Here is a 17,376-nt window from a genome sequence, read left to right as displayed (position 1 = left end):
CTACACCCTTGACCTTAACATTAATGTCAAGGTTTAGCGTGAGAGAGTCCACTTACTGTCACACTCTCATGCTCTACCCCCAACGTTTTAATGAATTCACCAAAGAACATACAGATGTCATAGCAGCTCTACTTTGTGGGCTGCTACTATTTTTTGGATGGTTTGCTTTGCATCTTGGCGCTTTGGGATGGGCGTTGCTGCTGTTACCTGCGGCGTATATTATCGGTGGTTACGAAAGTGCCCGTGAGGGATTAACTACGCTCTTCAAAGAAAAAGAACTCGATGTAGATTTGCTGATGATTGTGGCGGCTGTAGGTGCAGCTAGCTTGGGCTTATGGCAACGGGAATACCATTTAATTGTTGATGGTGCAATTTTGATTCTCATCTTTGCCATTAGTGGCGCATTAGAAGGCTATGCTATGCGGCGAACTGAGCGCAGTATCCGCAGTTTGATGAGTCTAACGCCAGACACAGCAACAGCTTTACGTCAGGGAAAAGAAGAGTTAGTGCCCATCAACCAGCTACAGGTGGGCGATGAGATTGTTGTCAAACCAGGAGAGCTAATTCCTACTGATGGCTTAATTGTGTCTGGTTATAGCACCATCAATCAAGCTGCAATCACAGGTGAATCTTTACCTGTAGAAAAGACGGTAGGCGAAGAAGTTTTTGCAGGTACAATCAACGGCTATGGCGCGTTGAAGTTGAAGCTACACAAACCAGCAGCCAGCAGCTTAATTCAACGCGTAATTCGTTTAGTAGAACAAGCACAGACAGAAGCGCCACCTTCGCAACAATTTATCGAGCGATTTGAACGGGGGTATGCACGGGTAATTGTCAGCTTGGGATTTTTGCTGGCGATTTTACCGCCATTTATTTGGGGTTGGGATTGGGAAACCACAATTTACCGTGCCCTGACTTTTTTGGTAGTAGCTTCTCCCTGTGCTTTGATGGCTGCAATTATGCCAGCGCTACTTTCGGGAATTGCCAATGGTGCAAGACAAGGGATTTTATTTAAAAATGGTGCCCAATTGGAGAAGATTGGCCAAGTCCGGGCGATCGCCTTTGATAAAACTGGTACTTTAACAACAGGACAGGTGCAAGTTTTCCAGGTGATTGCTCATGGTGAATACTTGCAAACAGATGTATTAAAAGCCGCAGCATCTTTAGAAACATTCTCAGAACATCCCATCGGTAAAGCAATTGTACAGGCGGCTACTGATTTAAACTGGGTGCGTGCAACTGATGTACAAGCTATACCAGGAAAGGGAATTGTCGGGATTGCCAAAGAAAAAACAGTAATTGTCGGGAATGCTGCTTTTGTGCGGGAGTATGTTACTGAGTTACCAAAAGAATTACAGAACTTAGCTCAATCTTTGGAGATGGGAGGGAAAACCGTTGTTTGGGTAGGACAAGGGAGCAGGGAAGAAGAATTTGGAGTGATAGGTGCGATCGCTATTGCAGACATGGTACGCGATGAAGCGGCATTAACTATTACTCGTTTAAGAAAGTTGGGCGTTGAACGAATTGTGATGATTACCGGCGATAACCAGCGCACTGCTCACAGCATCGCTCAGGCAGTAGGAATTGATCGAGTATATGCAGAACTTTTACCAGAAGATAAGCTAGATATTATACGTGATTTGCAGAAGCAGTATCAAACAGTCGCAATGGTAGGAGATGGTATTAACGATGCACCTGCCTTAGCTCAAGCATCTGTAGGTATTGCTATGGGTGTAGCTGGCAGCGATGTAGCATTAGAAACAGCCGATATCGTGCTAATGGCAGACAGATTAGAAAAAATTGCTGTGGCGATGCATTTGGGTAGGCGATCGCAAACCATAATCAAACAGAATATAGTTGTAGCCTTGGGTTTTATTCTGTTGCTTTTGGTGGGTAATTTTCTCGGAAATGTTAATCTACCCATCGGCGTGATTGGGCATGAAGGTTCTACAGTGTTAGTAACTCTAAGTGGGCTAAGATTGCTCAAATGAATCGCTTTTGTCCTGTGGTTTAAAAAACTTATTAACTATGAGACTAACCCGCTAATCAATTCAAACTACTGTTGAGTCAGGTTGCCGGGGTAAGCTTTACTTATGGCTCTCTTGGTGCTGCTTTATAAAGTATTTGCAGTTTACATCTTGAGAGCTTTTTAACTATTTATAAAACTTGTTAAACATCCTTTAAACAATTGATCGGCATGGCGATAGAGAATACTAAATATAAAATATGATAAGTAAGAATTTAACCTTAGTTTTTCGCCACTTTTTGAGTAATTGTACACCTGCACCGAGCCGGAGGCGATCGCTTTTATCAAAAAATGATGGTAAAAAGCCTGAAGCAACATATTACCATTAATCCACAAAACAGTAGATTTTTACAGTACGTAAGTTTTCTAATCTTTATCCGTGTCCGTTTTTGCACTGCTACTACTGTATATTATTTACCTGTAATCATGTGTATTCATTTTTTAAAAAAATAATAATTATTAACAACTACTAGAAGCAAAGCTGAGTAAGGACACAGCAAGTATTTAATTAAAAATATGAGATTTTCTGAAGCTTAACTACTATCGAAAATCTACTAATACTACTAATATCAATCTAGAATTGTGTTATGTGCTTTTGTAGCTTTGCTTCCGTAAAGCGAAAAAAGAACTATTTTAATTGGTGCTGTTAAATAATACGAAATTATTGGATGAAGTGAAAAAGCCTGCGCTTCATTCTTATTCATTTCGTATATCTGTATTTAGTAAAAATGGAATTGCTGTGGCTGATGTTTTGAGACTTTTGCTCAAGCTTTACAAAACATTAGATATAAGGATGAATTCGTATGAGTAAACTGATAGTTCCTCCCAATATCATCGGTACAGATAAGGCCGACCTAATTCAAGGTATCGACGAGAATGTCAATTATCAAAGCGACATTGGATTTATTGGTATTCAAGTTTTAACTAATGGCATCATCGATACTCGTTCGGGAGACGACACTATCAATGGTGAGGGTCGAGGTTCTTATTCTTCAAAGGGAACTGGTATTTCCAATAGCGGCACCATAAAGACTGGTTTGGGAAATGATACCATCACAGGCACAGGTGAGGGTGAGAGTTCTGTGCCTTTAGGCGGAACTGGTATTTTCAATAGCGGTTCCATAGAGACTGGTTTGGGAAAGGACACTATCATTGGTAAGGGTCAGGCTGTTGCTTCTCCAAGCGGAATTGGTATTTTTAATAGCGGTACCATAAATACTGGCTTGGAAAATGACACTATCATTGGTGAAGCTCAGGGTTCTATTTCAAGCGAAACTGGTATTTATAATAGCGGCACGATAAAGACTGATTCTGGAAATGATACTATCACTGGCACAGGTAATGGCGGCAGTGCCCCTATCCCTGGTTACATCTATCCAGGAACCGGCATATTCAACACTACCACAGGCATCATCAGTGCTGGTGGGGGAAATGATACGATCACAGGCACAGGTGATGGCGGTAGCTATAGCGATGACGGTAAAGGTATAGGTATATCAAATCAAGGCAAGATTAGTGGAGATGCAGGCAATGACAATATCAAAGGCATCGGCATAGGAGGTTATTATGCGGGAGACGGCATTGGAATTTTAAGCAGTGGTAGTATCAGTGGCGGTACGGGAAATGATACCATCACAGGCACTGGCACTGGCGATACTACCATCAAAGGTGGCGCAGGCGGAGATGGATTCGGCATCTCTAATACAGGCAAGATTAATGGAGATGCAGGAAAAGACTCTATTATCGGGACTGGAACAGGCGCTAAAGGGAGTTTCGCCTTCACTAATGGCCCTGGAAATGGTGGCAAAGGAATCGGCATCTCCAACACGGGCAGTATCAGTGGTGGAACCGAAGATGATTCAATTACTGGTATTGGCAGAGGAGGCGCAGCAGGCACCGGCGACGGAGGCGGTGGAGACAGAGGCCTTGGTGGTGATGCTATAGGTATTGCTAACAGTTCCAATATTGATGGTGGCAATGGAAACGATGTCATTAAGGGCATCGGTATTGGTGGAAAAGGCAATTCTAACTCAAACGGTCGTGGAGTCGGCATCTCCAATACTGCTCCTGGTCGCATCAATGCAGGTAACGGCAAAGACCAAATTCTCGGCTACGGCACAAGCGTGGGATTAGAGGGCAATGGTGTAAATATTGTTGGCATTGATGGTGGAACCGGTGACGATTTGTTTAAAGCAAGGAAAATCAGCGGTTTAAACGCTCAAGGCAATCCCATTGAAAGTGCTAATCAGGATGGAGCTGTTGCCAATATCTTCATCAGTGGGGCTAACGGAAACGATATCTTTGACTTGGGATTCGGTACTGCCAAGTTAAGTGGTGATCAAGGCTACGATACCTTACTGCTTCCGGTTCTCGGTAGTGGCAGCTACACCATTGGAACACCTGATGTTAATGGCTTCTTCCAGATTAAGAATACTGCCAGTACGAATGTTTTGACAGTTAGCGGTATTGAACATATTTTATCTGGTGGAACGACTCTTGTTTAACGCGATCTCCACGGGTTAAAGAAGGTACAAAAAAGTCCTTGCCTGCTATTAAACGAGAAATACGCAAGCAAAAAAAGAACTACTTTAGTTGGTGCTGTTAAATAATACGAAATTATTGGATGAAGTGAAAAAGCCTGCGCTTCATTCTTCTCCATTTTGTAGATATGTATTTCGTAAAAGTCGAATTGCTGTGTCTCAAGCTTTAAAGAACATTACATATAAGGATGAATTCGTATGAGTACACTGAAAGTTCCTCCCAATATCATTGGTACAGATAAGGCCGACCTAATTCAAGGTATCGAGAATGTTAGTGGGCCGAATGGCGGCATTGAAAACATTGGCATTGAAGTTTTAACTAATGGCATCATTGATACTGGTTCGGGAAACGACACTATCAATGGTGAAGGTCGGAATTCTAATTATTCAAAGGGAACTGGTATCTCCAATCGCGGCACCATCAAGACTGGTTTGGGAAATGATACGATCACAGGCACAGGTAATGGTCAGAGTTCTGACTCTTTAAGCGGAACTGGTATTTTCAATAGCGGTACCATAGAGACTGGTTTGGGAAACGACACCATCATTGGTAAGGGTGACGCTGCTGGTTCTTCAAGCGGAACTGGTATTTTCAATAGCGGTACGATAAAGACTGGCTTGGGAAATGACAAGATCATTGGTGAAGGTCAGGGTGGTTTTGGTGATTCAAGGGGAATTGGTATTGACAATAGCGGTACCATAGAGACTGGTTTGGGAAATGATACGATCACAGGCACAGGTAACGGCGGCGGTGCCCATCGAAGTAGCGCGCCAGGAATCGGCATCTTCAACAGTACCACAGGCATCATCAGTGCTGGGGCAGGAAATGATACGATCACAGGCACAGGTGAGAGCGGTGACGATAACGATGAGGGTGGTGTAGGTATTTCAAATCAAGGCAAGATTAGTGGAGATGCAGGCAACGACAATATCAAAGGCATCGGTACAGGAGGAATGTATGCAGGAGATGGCACTGGGATCTTAAGCAGTGGTAGTATCAGTGGCGGTACGGGAAATGATACCATCACAGGCACAGGCACTGGCTATAGTACTATCTATGGTGGCACAGGCGGAGATGGGGTCGGCATCTCTAATACAGGCAAGATTGATGGGGATGCAGGAAAAGACTCTATTGTCGGGACTGGAACAGGCGGTCAAGGAGGTTTCGCCTACGCTGATCGTACTAGCGCCGGTGGCAAAGGAATCGGCATCAAAAACACGGGCAGTATCAGTGGTGGAACCGAAGACGATTCAATTACTGGTATTGGCACAGGAGGCGAAGGAGGCAAGGACACTGGAGGTCAGGGCATTATTATAGGCCTTGGTGGTGATGGTATAGGTATTGCTAACAGTTCCAATATTGATGGTGGCAATGGAAACGATGTCATTAAGGGCATCGGTATTGGTGGAACAGGCAAGCCTGGCTCAAACGGACGTGGAGTTGGTATCTCCAATACTGCTGGGAGCATCAATGCAGGTAACGGCAATGACCAAGTTCTCGGCTACGGCACAAGCGTGGGATTAGAGGGCAATGGTGTAAATGTCGTTGGCATTGATGGTGGAGTTGGTGACGATTTGTTCAAAGCAAGGAAAATCAGCGGTTTAAACGCTCAAGGCAATCCGATTGAAAGTGCTAATCAGGATGGAGCTATTGCCAATATCTTCATCAGTGGAGATAACGGGAACGACATCTTTGACCTGGGATTCGGTACTGCCAAGTTAAGTGGTGGTCAAGGCTACGATACCTTACTGCTTCCGGTTCTCGGTAGTGGCAGCTACACCATTGGAACACCTGATGTTAATGGCTTCTTCCAGATTAAGAATACTGCCAGTACGAATGTTTTGACAGTTAGCGGTATTGAACATATTTTATCTGGTGGAACGACTCTTGTTTAACGCGATCGCGACGCTTTGAGAAGGTACAAAAAGCGATCGCCTGCAATTAAATTAAAAATACGCATTGTGTCGAGAAGCTCACTTCTATCAAACACTGCTCTGGGTTTACTCCAGGGCAGTTTTATATTGCACGGGCACTCAATTTTGGATTTTGGATTTTAGATTAATATCATGTCCGGTTAAACACTTGTCATTGCGACCGGAGGGAAGCAATCGCAAAGATATTGGGATTGCGTCGTTCCACTTCGTTGCACTCGCAATGACATATCGCAACTAATTTAGCGGACATGATATAACCCCACGCTTGACAGAGAAAAAATGTTAGGAAAACGATAAGTTAAAACAAGTGTCAACAGCTAAACACAGCGCTCATGATTGATTTTGAACCTTGGGACAAGTTACTGCGTCAATATGTTGATCAACAGGGTCGTGTAGACTATCTTGCTTGGAAAAGGGAGCAACCTCAAGCCCTTGCCGATTGGCTCTCAAGCATAAAACATCTTCAATTTAATGCCAATGCTGCGGAAGAATTGGCATTGTGGATCAACCTCTACAATGCGTTTACCATTTCGACGGTTTTAGAACAATACCCAATCGAGTCAATTCGTCCGCGTATTTTAGGCATTCCTAACTGGCTTGGGTTTTTGTGGTTTTTTCAACGCCGGATTTATGACATCTTTGGCAAACGTTACAGCCTAGCCCAAATTGAGAATCAAATTCTGCGAGACAAATTGCAGGAGCCACGTATTCATTTTGCGATCGTTTGTGCTTCGATTGGTTGTCCCTTACTGCGTCCGGGAGCTTACTTTCCTGAGCAAGTCAGTCAGCAGTTAGATGAAGATGCTCGGCGTTTCATTAATAATCCAGAAAAAGTTCGTTACGATTCCCAAAGCCAAGTCCTTTACTGTAACAAAATCTTAAAGTGGTATCGTCAAGACTTTGTTAAGGTTGCGCCCTCTATACCAGAATACATCCGTTCTTACTTGAACACAGACCTGCCCCTAACTGCCTCAACGCCAATTTCCTATCTTCACTATGACTGGAGCCTTAATCAGCGAATGTCTTGATAAAACTGCTTGAGATAGTTGGCATCAACGCCAATTCCCCACAAAATCCCGATGTAAAGATAAATTGCAGTTGCTTTCAAACTACCCCATTTTGCCACGCGGCGATCAGAGCTTTGAACAATGCGGTTTACTTGACAAATTCGCCCCTTTTGCACCAGTTTCAAACATAAATCGCCATCTTCCATAATCGGCAATGCTTCATCGAATCCACTGCAATCCCAAAAGTCAATCCGACGGCAGAATATTACCTGATCTCCAAATAAAAGGCGCAATCCTTTAAAAAAAAGATGAGGTTTAAATAGCAGTGGCGCGTAATAGGTTTTCAGATAATTATGTAGAGAGATACCCCAGCGAGTTGTTTGAGAACCTACCATTAGAGAAATGAATCCACCACAGGCAACTGTTGGCTTTGCCAGGGTTTGTTCAATGATAGCAATAAGGTCATCTGGAACCGAAGTGTCTGCATGAAGGAAGCAAAGAATATCTCCAGTGGCAGATGACGCTCCGTAGTTCATCTGAATAGAACGCCCACGCTGCTTACAGGAAAGAATTTGTATCGTCAGCGCTTTATGGAATGGCTGAAATTGCTTGGCGATCGCTATTGTTTCATCTTCGCTACCACCATCTACTACTATTACCTCTTTTGCTGGCGGATTCAGTAAAGTCAGTTGGCGTAATGTGCGCTCTAAACTAGCCGCTTCATTTAAAGTGGGAATGACAATCGAAACTTGAGACATGCACTTCACAGTGTTTTGCCGTTGTTATTATTCTACCGGACTGATGTGTATGGGTTTTAACCCAAACAAAAATCAGGCAATGGTGAAGCGCTTGATCAATACATCATATAAAGCGATCGTTACTACAAAAGTTGCATTACTAATAATCAAAAACTTTTCTGTGATTCCCAAATTCCATTGCACAACATAAAAAGCGATCGCTAACATACTGCATCGGTGTCCGCAACTCAAGCACAAACCAACTAGCAGACCCCGCAATTAAGAAAAATAATGGCATCATATGCCACTGATGTACAAAAAAGATAAACCCCCCTAACGAAGGACTTAGCAAATCATTTTGGATATAAAAATCTCCTATTTCACCTTGTAAAAAATGACAGCGGCATGGAAATAAATTAGTAATAGCACCGCCAGCGCCCTTAGCCAATCCAAGTCATGACGTTGTTTCAGGTGACTTTTCGGTGTATCCAAGTGATTTTCTAAGTTCTTGCTGTAAATCTAACCAAAATCTTAGCGGCTTTTATTACCAAAGATAGATTCTACTAATCGGGTTAAATATAAAACTACATAAATTAGCGATCGCATAAAAGCGTGTTTTATTGTCCTTGTTCTTTTGCGTGCCAAAAAACAAAAGTACACCCTAACTGGAAGCCCCTTAGTAATTCCGATTAAATCTACACCCTTCAGCTTACTCCCATACTTTATCTATTTCCTCATTTTGTTCTTTCTCACGGTACAAGACGACTCACTAATAAATAGTGCAACTTAAGAGTAGTGCAAATATGATAAATTATGAACGCTGCAAAACGACTTGCTACTCTCAACCGCATCCGCAAACTCAGCCGCCTCATGGATACTTCTATACGCATTCCAGGCGTAGGTTTGCGTATTGGAATAGACCCAATTATTGGTCTAGTTCCAGGTGCAGGTGATTTAATTAGCACAGCGTTTTCAGCTTACATAATATTTTTAGCTACTCGCTTTGGCATACCACGCCAGGACTTAGCCAAAATGATTTTTAATGTAGGTTTAGAAACAGTCGTTGGCACTGTACCTTTAGTAGGGGATTTATTTGATGCTTTTTATAAGTCCAACATTCGCAATTTAGCAATTTTAGAGCAACATCTGGCGGTAATGGAACCAAAACTTCAAGAAGTAGCTGATGAATTGTTAGCTCAAGAAACAAGTCTCGTATAATCCACTATATAGGTTTACGTTTTTAAACATTTTTACGAGTGGCTGATATGATTGTTTGAGGTTATAATAATAACAGTAGTATGAGACACAACATTAGAACAAAAATGTTGTAACTCCAACCTCTACTAACAAAAACTGAATCTATATATAAAGCAACCTCCCAATAATGTGAGGTTGTTCTTTTTATAACCTAAAAGGCAAAAGTTGCTGAAACTCTTGCATTGAGCGAAATTTAGTTTTTGTGTATTGACAATTCAATTTGAAAAATGGAACCTTGCCCAACTTCGCTTTTGACGCTAAGATGACCACCATGTGCTTGGACGATTTGTTGAGCGATCGCCAGTCCTAAACCAAAGCCCCCAGTTTCTCGCGCCCGTTGCTTATCTACTCGATAAAACCGCTCGAAGATATAAGGCAAATCTGTAGCAGGGATGCCAATGCCGTTATCTTCAACTTGAATCACCGCCGAACAGGACTGGGTATACAAGCGCAACTGTACTATCCCACCAGCTTTTGTATATTTACAAGCATTACTCAGGAGATTTCCTACTGCTTGATGCAATAGATCTGGGTCAGCCAGCACCACAATTGACTGTTCTGGCAAATCACTTTTAATATTTAAATGCTGGGCAGCGATAGTAGTAGACTGAAAGTCTATTAATTCTCCTAGTAAATCTGTCAAATCTACTTCTTTAAGAAATTCAGGTGATAAATGCCCCGCCTGCCGTGCCAGAAATAGTAAATTACCAATTAAAGTATTCATTGATTTAGCTATCTCTGCAATCTTCTCTAAACGCAGATGCTTGGACGCACCTTGATCAAGTGGCGCTAGCATACCAACTTGAGCATTGCTGAGTACCGCCGCTAAAGGAGTACGTAATTCATGGGAAGCATCAGCAGAAAAGCGCTGAAGTTGTTCGTAACTGAAACGAATCGGCTGCATTGCCAGCCCTCCCAAAACCCAACCTGTTAGACTAATCACCCCCAAAGCGATGGGAACAGCCATTATCAAAAACATTAATAATCCTCTCAAGGCATCTTGAGCATCTGCCATCAATATTGCTACCTGGACATAGCCAATCAGCTGTCCTTTGTGTCGTACTGGCAGGGTTAGCTGACGTAGCCAAGAAACTTTCGACTTTGCCAAGGGCAAATCATTGGTTGTTTTAATAGTTTGAAATTCAAAAGCCGCGCTTAACTGTTCTGGAGGAGGCGCACCAAAAAATTGTCTCAGCTTGCCTAATCGATCGTACCAACCAGCATAGATTACCTCAGTATCTGCTGGAGGTGGGTTGTTTCCTAAAAACGGCACATTGCTGAGATCCACACGTCCTTGTCCCTGCTGTAATTCATACTGCACCGAAGCTGCTATCACCCTAGCTTTTTTGTAAAGTAGCCGATCCTTTAGTGCCAACTGCTCAACAGCTTCTTGGTAGTAAAGCACCCCAGCAAAAACGATTAAAATACTGCCCATAGAGAGGGTAAACCAACGAGCCAAGTTACGACGGCTACGGGTGAACATAGTTAAGAGTTAAGATTTAGGCGTAATTCGATAGCCCAGGCCGTAAACTGTCTCAATCCAGGAAGCTGCACCTATGACCTGCAAGCGTTGCCGCAGTCGCCGTACTAGGGAGGTCATAGCGTTACTTTCCGGCTCACTACCCCATTCCCACAATACCTGCTCAATCTGGTCACGGGTTAAAATTTGTTGGGGGTGACGCATTAAGTACTCTAACAACTGATACTCACGGGCAGATAATTCCACGATTGCCTCGCCTCGCGTCACTGTTAGGGTTGCTTGACACAGTTGTAAATCAGCCAGCACAAGAGTTTTTCCTAGACAAACAGGCGATCGCCTCGATAGCGCCCGTACACGTGCCAGCAATTCAAATACGTCGGCAGGCTTAATCAAATAATCATCTGCTCCCGCATCCAATCCGGCAATTTTGTCGGCTGTAGTGTCTTTAGCTGTCAGCATTAATACAGGCGTACTTTTTCCAGAGCGTCGATACTGACGACACAGATCCAATCCACTAATTTCCGATAACAACCAATCTAAAATTAGCAAGTCATACTCTCTTTGCGACATCACCCATTGAGCGATCTCTCCATCAGTAACGCTGTCAACAATATACCCTGCTTGGGATAGCGCTGTATGCAGTGGTTCTATTTGTTCCGGATCGTCTTCTACTAAAAGTATCCGCATAATTGACGCTTGCACCCCATCGCTATTCTGTCTCATACTAAAGAGGTCGATGGATACAGAGCGTCTTCCATGAGTAGTATTTCTAGCGGAATAGATAATTAAAATTTTAAATTAGCAATTATCACAATCCTATGTTTTTACAACGTTGGCGGCAATTGCTACACTCTCCAATTATAGAATTCTGCCTTCCCCTGCCTCTGTTGGGTGTTTTCTTTTGGTTTGGTGGCAACCTGATGGCAGAACAAATATTGAGTCGCCCTTACGGTAGCGTAAATAAATTACAAGCAAATACTCAATTCGATGTTAAGCTATCGCTGACAGTTGTACTGATTCAAGCAGAAATAAACAGAACAAAAGGTGCCACTTTAGTCATAGTTAAAACTAAAGATCCTAGCTTGAAGAAGTTGGAGTTTGAGTTTCCAACTACAAATGCTAATCAAGTGGAAATAGATATTGCCCAAGAGTTAGACATCACAATTGCAAATGTGCGGAAGCTGGTGCGCTACCGGATAAAAGATTAGCTATTTTGTCCTTGGAATAAAGCAGGAGGTAAAAGGCAGCAGCACAAATTGTTTTATAATTTGACCCAACTCAGCTAAATTTTAATAAAAGAAATGAAGACATATACTTATTAATTATTTTTTAACAAATTTATTACTAATAAAAAATGTTACAACTAAGCTAAATATAAAGTGTCGTCTTCCCATAAATATTTTTTAAGATCAACAAAAAATTTATATGAATTATTAAATGAATCAGTCTCAGATAAAACTTGAATACCTTCAGCTTCCAACTTATTTTTTTGTTCGTGAATATAGGATATTAAATTACCTTGAGAGTCCAATATTCTATGTATAGGATAATCAGTAGCTGAGGTGTTATTAAGATACGTCGGAATAGCTCGCATATAGCTTTTATCTACTCCTATGCTTTGAAGAATATGTTTATATGTAACTATTTTTCCATTTGGAACTTTAATTATATATTTTAAAAAGCGCTCATAGGGCTTTTCGGATAATGCAGGAAACTGTTTTGCTTTAATGTAAAAACTATTGCCGACTTCTAGTTTACCTGATGCGATGACTACACCTAAAATTCCTCTTTTACCTTGAATATTTTGTAATGATTGTACTAAATGTTTCATTCGTTTACATGGGTCACAGTGAAAAGTTAAACGAATGGCAGCACCGCTTTCAAATACAATGAGAGAGCCGGGTCTAAATTGCTCATCATCTAGACCTTTAATCACAATATTTTCTCGCAATTCTCCTGGCTGTATTGAAAGCTGATAAATATCCTCATATCTAACAATTAAAATTTGCCTGGGGCTTATACGGTTAGCATTAATATCTCCGTCTATGCCATGCCCTAATTTTAAATTAATTCTAGAAAGCTTTACCATTGTAGAACCTTGTTCCACCTTAGTAAAAAGATGTACTATTGAGCCAGATCTATCAAACATAAACTATTATTTACTGGAATAATTTCTTATCTTAGCTAAATAAACATAATCGGCTCCGCAGGTTATATTTATTTAGCCTACGTAGCCGATCCGGATTTCTGTAACTGTAGCTCTAAACTGATAGTCTACGCTTAACGTAGGTATTCTTTATTCAAGCTCCCTTCTTGAAGCATAAGTAAAAATTAATAATTACACATTTATCTAACGTTTCTCACTAAAAAATTGGGCTGACCACAGGTTTTTTGAGAACGCTGTAGAAGTTCTGCACTACAAGCACCTGGTTTACCGTCTTTCGTGTAGCAAACGAAGATTTCTTGCAAAAATCTTCCTGAACCAGAGCATTGTGGTGCTATTCCATCAGTGGTAAATGTACTATTAGCACTCACAAATGTATTTTTTAGGTCTTTGATTGTGGTACGAAATGGTTTAGGAGGACGATTATAAGCTGTGGGAATAATAACAGAATCTTTTAAATGTTTAGATAACGCCAGATATTGTACAGGGCTGAGGCCAGAGCAAGTACCATGTTTTTCCCATTCATGATTGTAAAGCTTATCACTAGGGAATAAACCTGGGAACTGTTGCTTGATTTGTGAAGGTAATTTTTGAGTCGAACAATTAGCGGGATAACCCTTTTGGTGCTGCGGCCACAGTCCATGTAGTACAAAACCAAGTTTCTTACCTAGTTTGCATTGCTGTTGGTCACGGTCACCATTTTTAGCACAATAATCTGGTGACCACGATAACGCCAGGACATAAAAATCAAATTGACCGGGAGTAGCACGATTTTGAGCAATAACGGCATTAGGTATAGCAAAGCCAGTTATTGTTAGAGAAGATACTACTAATAATTTTTTGAGCGGCAGATTCAGCATCAATAGCCTCTGTGATGAAATTTACAAAATATACATTACTGTAGTTTAGTAATAAAGGATACTGGATTATGCCAATTCAAAATTCAAAATTAAGAAAGCCAGACTTCACAAGGGCTTCTGAGTTTGGAACCGTTGCTGAATTTGGGAAAATTGGTATAAGTCATTCTCCTCTGCTACCTATGTGTAGTGGTTTCAAGTCGAATAGTATAAATAAGTATCTCTGCTAACAGCGTTATTACCCAACCCAAAAGTTTTCTATTTATTATCCAAACGGGTAGCTTGCTCCAGTGCTGCTTTTTCTCGCGATCTGCGGGCATAAGGTTGTAGTTGGGTGCGATCGCAACCGGTGAGGATGCTCAAATTTTCTAAGCTAATGCCTCGCATTAACATTTCTACACGCCAAGTCTGTTGTGCTTGGGCGATCGCAGGCGGTTGTCCTTGTGGAGTTAGCATTCCCTCAGTCCATGTTTCCCAACGAATCTCAATTACTGGCTCGGAAATTGGTTCTCCTGCTGCATTGAGAAACATTGCTGGTTGAATATCTTTACGACTTTTCAACCATTTAATTAAGGGATTGCTAGTATATGAGCCATAGCGTTTGCCCAAAATCCATTGATTTACAGGCACTTGACGAACTAACCCTGGGGTTGTGATTTGCAGAAAGTACCCTTGAGCATCGTAAATTTGGTGCGATCGCTGCAAGCCAACTATCTCTGTAGCGGATAACCCAGCACCAAATAACACATATGCCAAGGCATAATCTTGTACTCCCAATTTCCTAGCTTGTTGCAGAATTTCGTGGACTAAACTAGCAGGTAAATCAACCACTTCTATAGCGATCGCGCTTCCTGGTAAATAATCTACTGCTGATTCCGCTGAAGGTGACATAGCACCGTGTAAAAATAACTCCACCAAATTCTCCAGAAAATCATCTCTATCTTCCCAAAGTTCGTGAAATTCACTAGTAAATTCGATAACGGCGTATCCCAAAAGCATCCCATTTAGCAAACTAGCTAATTTTTCCGCGGGTAGATAAGTATTTAAGCGCCCCTGCTGAATGACAGTGGCTAAATACTCCGCCACATAGCGGTTAGCCTCGGTTAAACCCCTTCCTAAGGCACGGCGATTTTCCGCTGGGTATTGGTCGGCTTCACCTACAACAGACCGCACAAACTCCGGCACTCGTTCTAATGCATGTAAAGTGTCACTTGCATAATCTTTCAGAGCTTGATAAACACTACTAGGAGGGCTTGCCCGGCGCACCAAAGACTCACCTAAATTCTTGAAAGCCGCAGATTCTTCTAACACAGCTAGTAAGAGTCCATGCTTATTGCCAAAATGCCGGAATAGTGTCACTTCGTTGACCTCTGCTGTTTCTGCAATTTGACGGGTGGTAGTGCCACTGACTCCCTGAGCTGTAAACAATTCAAGTGCTGCCTGAATCAGACGTTGCCGAGCTGAATGGGTTTGAGATGCCATAAAAACATAAATGCAAGTGGCACTTGCATATAAACTGCGAAGTTGTTAGCATAGCAAATGTAAGTGATACTTGCTTTACCTTACTGTAACGAACTTGTACAGAAGGGGGTAACTTCCTTGTAGGGTGTGAAGTGCAATAGCCTCAAACATCCCTAGCAAGAGTACGCCCGAAAAAAAGCAGATCGCTTCATTATTCATCAAATAAAAGTTTTTATGACTGCAAAATCTCTGACAATCGCCTCTGAGGAAAGAACTTCACTCCGCCTCAGTTGGACGAACGTGGTCTTTTTCGGCACATTTCATGCATTAGCTTTACTAGCGCCTTGGTTTTTTTCTTGGTCAGCATTAGGCTTGCTGGTGTTTCTCCATTGGTTGTTTGGAAGCATTGGTATTTGCTTGGGATATCACCGATTGCTGAGTCATCGGAGTTTCCAAGTACCCAAGTGGTTAGAATATACGATCGCCTTTATCGGAGCTCTTGCTCTTCAAGGAGGGCCAATTTTTTGGGTTGGCGGTCACCGCCAGCATCACGCCCACACTGAAGATGTCAATTTAGATCCCTACTCTGCGGAGCGAGGGTTTTGGTGGAGCCATATGTTATGGATTTTATACCCTCGTCCCGAATTCTTCGATACTGAAACCTATTATAAATATGCACCTGACCTAGCACGACAACCGTTCTATCGCTGGTTAGATCGGTACTTCGTACTGCTGCAAATACCTTTCGGCATATTTTTGTATCTCTTGGGTGGCTGGCCTTTCGTGATTTACGGTATTTTTGCCAGGTCAGTTTTGCTTTGGCACTCAACCTGGTTCGTGAACTCAGCAACACACAAGTGGGGCTATCGCTCCTTTGATGCTAATGACGGCTCTTGTAATCTTTGGTGGGTATCCATCGTCACCTATGGAGAGGGATGGCACAACAACCATCATACTTATCCCCATGTGGCTAAATCTGGATTTTCTTGGTGGGAGATTGATGTTACTTGGTGGAGTATCCAAGCCTTGAAGACATTGGGTTTAGCTAAAAAAGTAGTGATGCCTCCCTCTCAAAAGGCAAGTCAAGGATAAATTACTACTGAACTAGTATGCATCTACCATGCCCACAGCGCTATCCCCCGTGGGCTGAGTTATTTCAGTTCTACACCTTCATGTGCAAGCAACCAACGTTTTCGCTCTAAACCTCCTGCGTATCCTGTAAGTGCAGCATTCGCACCAACAACACGATGGCAGGGAAGCGCGATCGCTACTGGATTGAGTGAGTTTGCCATACCAACAGCGCGGTAAGCAGTAGACTTACCAATTCTTTTTGCTAACTCACCGTAAGAAATTACTGTTCCCCAAGCAATAGTTTGTAGTGCAAGCCATACTTGCTGTTGAAAGGCAGTACCTCCAGTACTGACAGGAATATTATTTAAGCTAGTGCGATCGCCCTGAAAATAAGCTTGAATCTTGCTACTAAAGCCCTGTGGGTTTTTCACATTCTGAAAATAGAAATTGCCATAACGTCTTTGAAGAAGCTTCGACATTCTTTGCTCGTAATCAGCAAAGTCTAAAGCGCAAAGCTTTTCCCCATCAGAGACAATCAAAATTGTCCCAACTTCTGAACTGATTTTGTCAAATAGCAATTTCACAGTATCGATGTAATTTCAAAAAGGTCAATTGCTTGTTTTATCGACTATTGCGGTAGCAATCACGCGATCAATTATGATTGATCTGCCGCGATCGCGAAAAAATATATTTGTGAAGTTATGTTGTGTTGAATGGAGGCTATAGCAGTGAACTCAGTCCGTATTGACGAACTTAGTAATGATGCCTGCTCTATATTGTATGACTCGGCATTGCTGAATGAAAGGATGAATTGATTTATATAGGTACAATTTGATACTTT

Annotated in this window: 15 protein-coding genes; 7 read left to right on the top strand and 8 right to left on the bottom strand. The window is 42.0% G+C overall.

Annotation, left to right across the window (positions count from 1 at the left end; translation table 11 throughout):
- The first annotated feature begins 68 nt into the window (after nt 1-68).
- From AC5JL8_RS11160 to AC5JL8_RS11145, 4 genes are all read left to right on the top strand, one after another.
- Nucleotides 69-1,991, top strand: coding sequence for a heavy metal translocating P-type ATPase (locus AC5JL8_RS11160; RefSeq protein WP_495879843.1), 1,923 nt, complete (start codon nt 69-71; stop codon nt 1,989-1,991).
- An 838-nt stretch (nt 1,992-2,829) separates the two neighbouring features.
- Entirely contained in the window at nt 2,830-4,530 is a 1,701-nt protein-coding gene (locus AC5JL8_RS11155) for a beta strand repeat-containing protein (protein WP_495879842.1), read from the top strand.
- Nucleotides 4,531-4,764: 234 nt separating this feature from the next.
- A complete protein-coding gene (locus tag AC5JL8_RS11150; protein WP_495879841.1) occupies nt 4,765-6,462 on the top strand; it encodes a beta strand repeat-containing protein in 1,698 nt (565 codons plus the stop codon).
- Between the two features lie 371 nt (nt 6,463-6,833).
- Nucleotides 6,834-7,529 carry a DUF547 domain-containing protein gene (locus AC5JL8_RS11145; protein WP_495879840.1) on the top strand — a complete coding sequence of 232 codons (696 nt, stop codon included), beginning with the start codon at nt 6,834-6,836 and terminating at the stop codon, nt 7,527-7,529.
- Here AC5JL8_RS11145 and AC5JL8_RS11140 read toward each other — a convergent pair.
- Both AC5JL8_RS11140 and AC5JL8_RS11135 read right to left on the bottom strand, forming a co-directional pair.
- Nucleotides 7,514-8,266: a TIGR04283 family arsenosugar biosynthesis glycosyltransferase gene (locus AC5JL8_RS11140; RefSeq protein WP_495879839.1), complete on the bottom strand. Its 753-nt coding sequence runs from the start codon at nt 8,264-8,266 to the stop codon at nt 7,514-7,516. The two genes, AC5JL8_RS11145 and AC5JL8_RS11140, sit on opposite strands and share 16 nt — an antisense overlap.
- A 72-nt stretch (nt 8,267-8,338) precedes the next feature.
- Nucleotides 8,339-8,473: a hypothetical protein gene (locus AC5JL8_RS11135; protein ID WP_495879838.1), complete on the bottom strand. Its 135-nt coding sequence runs from the start codon at nt 8,471-8,473 to the stop codon at nt 8,339-8,341.
- Between the two features lie 585 nt (nt 8,474-9,058).
- Between AC5JL8_RS11135 and AC5JL8_RS11130 the strand changes: the two genes are divergently transcribed.
- The gene (locus AC5JL8_RS11130; RefSeq protein ID WP_495879837.1) at nt 9,059-9,463 is read left to right on the top strand and encodes a DUF4112 domain-containing protein; all 405 of its coding nucleotides are present in this window, start codon (nt 9,059-9,061) and stop codon (nt 9,461-9,463) included.
- 232 nt (nt 9,464-9,695) lie between these two features.
- Here the strand turns inward: AC5JL8_RS11130 and AC5JL8_RS11125 are convergent, their stop codons facing one another.
- Nucleotides 9,696-10,985, bottom strand: a complete 1,290-nt coding sequence (locus tag AC5JL8_RS11125; protein ID WP_495879836.1) for a sensor histidine kinase — start codon at nt 10,983-10,985, stop codon at nt 9,696-9,698.
- A 9-nt stretch (nt 10,986-10,994) separates the two neighbouring features.
- Nucleotides 10,995-11,669 (bottom strand): two-component system response regulator RppA, encoded by a 675-nt coding sequence (gene rppA / locus AC5JL8_RS11120; RefSeq protein ID WP_495879930.1) that lies wholly within the window; start codon nt 11,667-11,669, stop codon nt 10,995-10,997.
- Between the two features lie 131 nt (nt 11,670-11,800).
- Between rppA and AC5JL8_RS11115 the strand changes: the two genes are divergently transcribed.
- On the top strand, nt 11,801-12,190 hold the full coding sequence (locus AC5JL8_RS11115) for a hypothetical protein (RefSeq protein ID WP_495879835.1): 390 nt from the start codon (nt 11,801-11,803) through the stop codon (nt 12,188-12,190).
- Nucleotides 12,191-12,345: 155 nt separating this feature from the next.
- On the opposite strand, the gene AC5JL8_RS11110 is transcribed toward AC5JL8_RS11115, so the two are convergent.
- The 3 genes from AC5JL8_RS11110 to AC5JL8_RS11100 all read right to left on the bottom strand — a co-directional run bounded on the left by AC5JL8_RS11110 (nt 12,346) and on the right by AC5JL8_RS11100 (nt 15,485).
- Entirely contained in the window at nt 12,346-13,131 is a 786-nt protein-coding gene (locus tag AC5JL8_RS11110; RefSeq protein ID WP_495879834.1) for an MGMT family protein, read from the bottom strand.
- 197 nt (nt 13,132-13,328) lie between these two features.
- Nucleotides 13,329-14,006, bottom strand: coding sequence for a ribonuclease T2 family protein (locus AC5JL8_RS11105; protein WP_495879833.1), 678 nt, complete (start codon nt 14,004-14,006; stop codon nt 13,329-13,331).
- A gap of 255 nt (nt 14,007-14,261) precedes the next feature.
- The gene (locus AC5JL8_RS11100) at nt 14,262-15,485 is read right to left on the bottom strand and encodes a TetR/AcrR family transcriptional regulator (protein WP_495879832.1); all 1,224 of its coding nucleotides are present in this window, start codon (nt 15,483-15,485) and stop codon (nt 14,262-14,264) included.
- A gap of 213 nt (nt 15,486-15,698) precedes the next feature.
- Between AC5JL8_RS11100 and AC5JL8_RS11095 the strand changes: the two genes are divergently transcribed.
- Nucleotides 15,699-16,556, top strand: a complete 858-nt coding sequence (locus AC5JL8_RS11095; RefSeq protein WP_495879831.1) for an acyl-CoA desaturase — start codon at nt 15,699-15,701, stop codon at nt 16,554-16,556.
- Between the two features lie 59 nt (nt 16,557-16,615).
- Here AC5JL8_RS11095 and AC5JL8_RS11090 read toward each other — a convergent pair whose 3' ends face one another.
- Entirely contained in the window at nt 16,616-17,119 is a 504-nt protein-coding gene (locus AC5JL8_RS11090; protein WP_495879830.1) for a methylated-DNA--[protein]-cysteine S-methyltransferase, read from the bottom strand.
- Between the last annotated feature and the right edge of the window lie 257 nt (nt 17,120-17,376).

Source organism: Mojavia sp. (assembly GCF_059505145.1).
The sequence above is the reverse complement of the archived record's forward strand: the minus strand, read 5'-3'. Positions and strand labels throughout refer to the sequence as shown.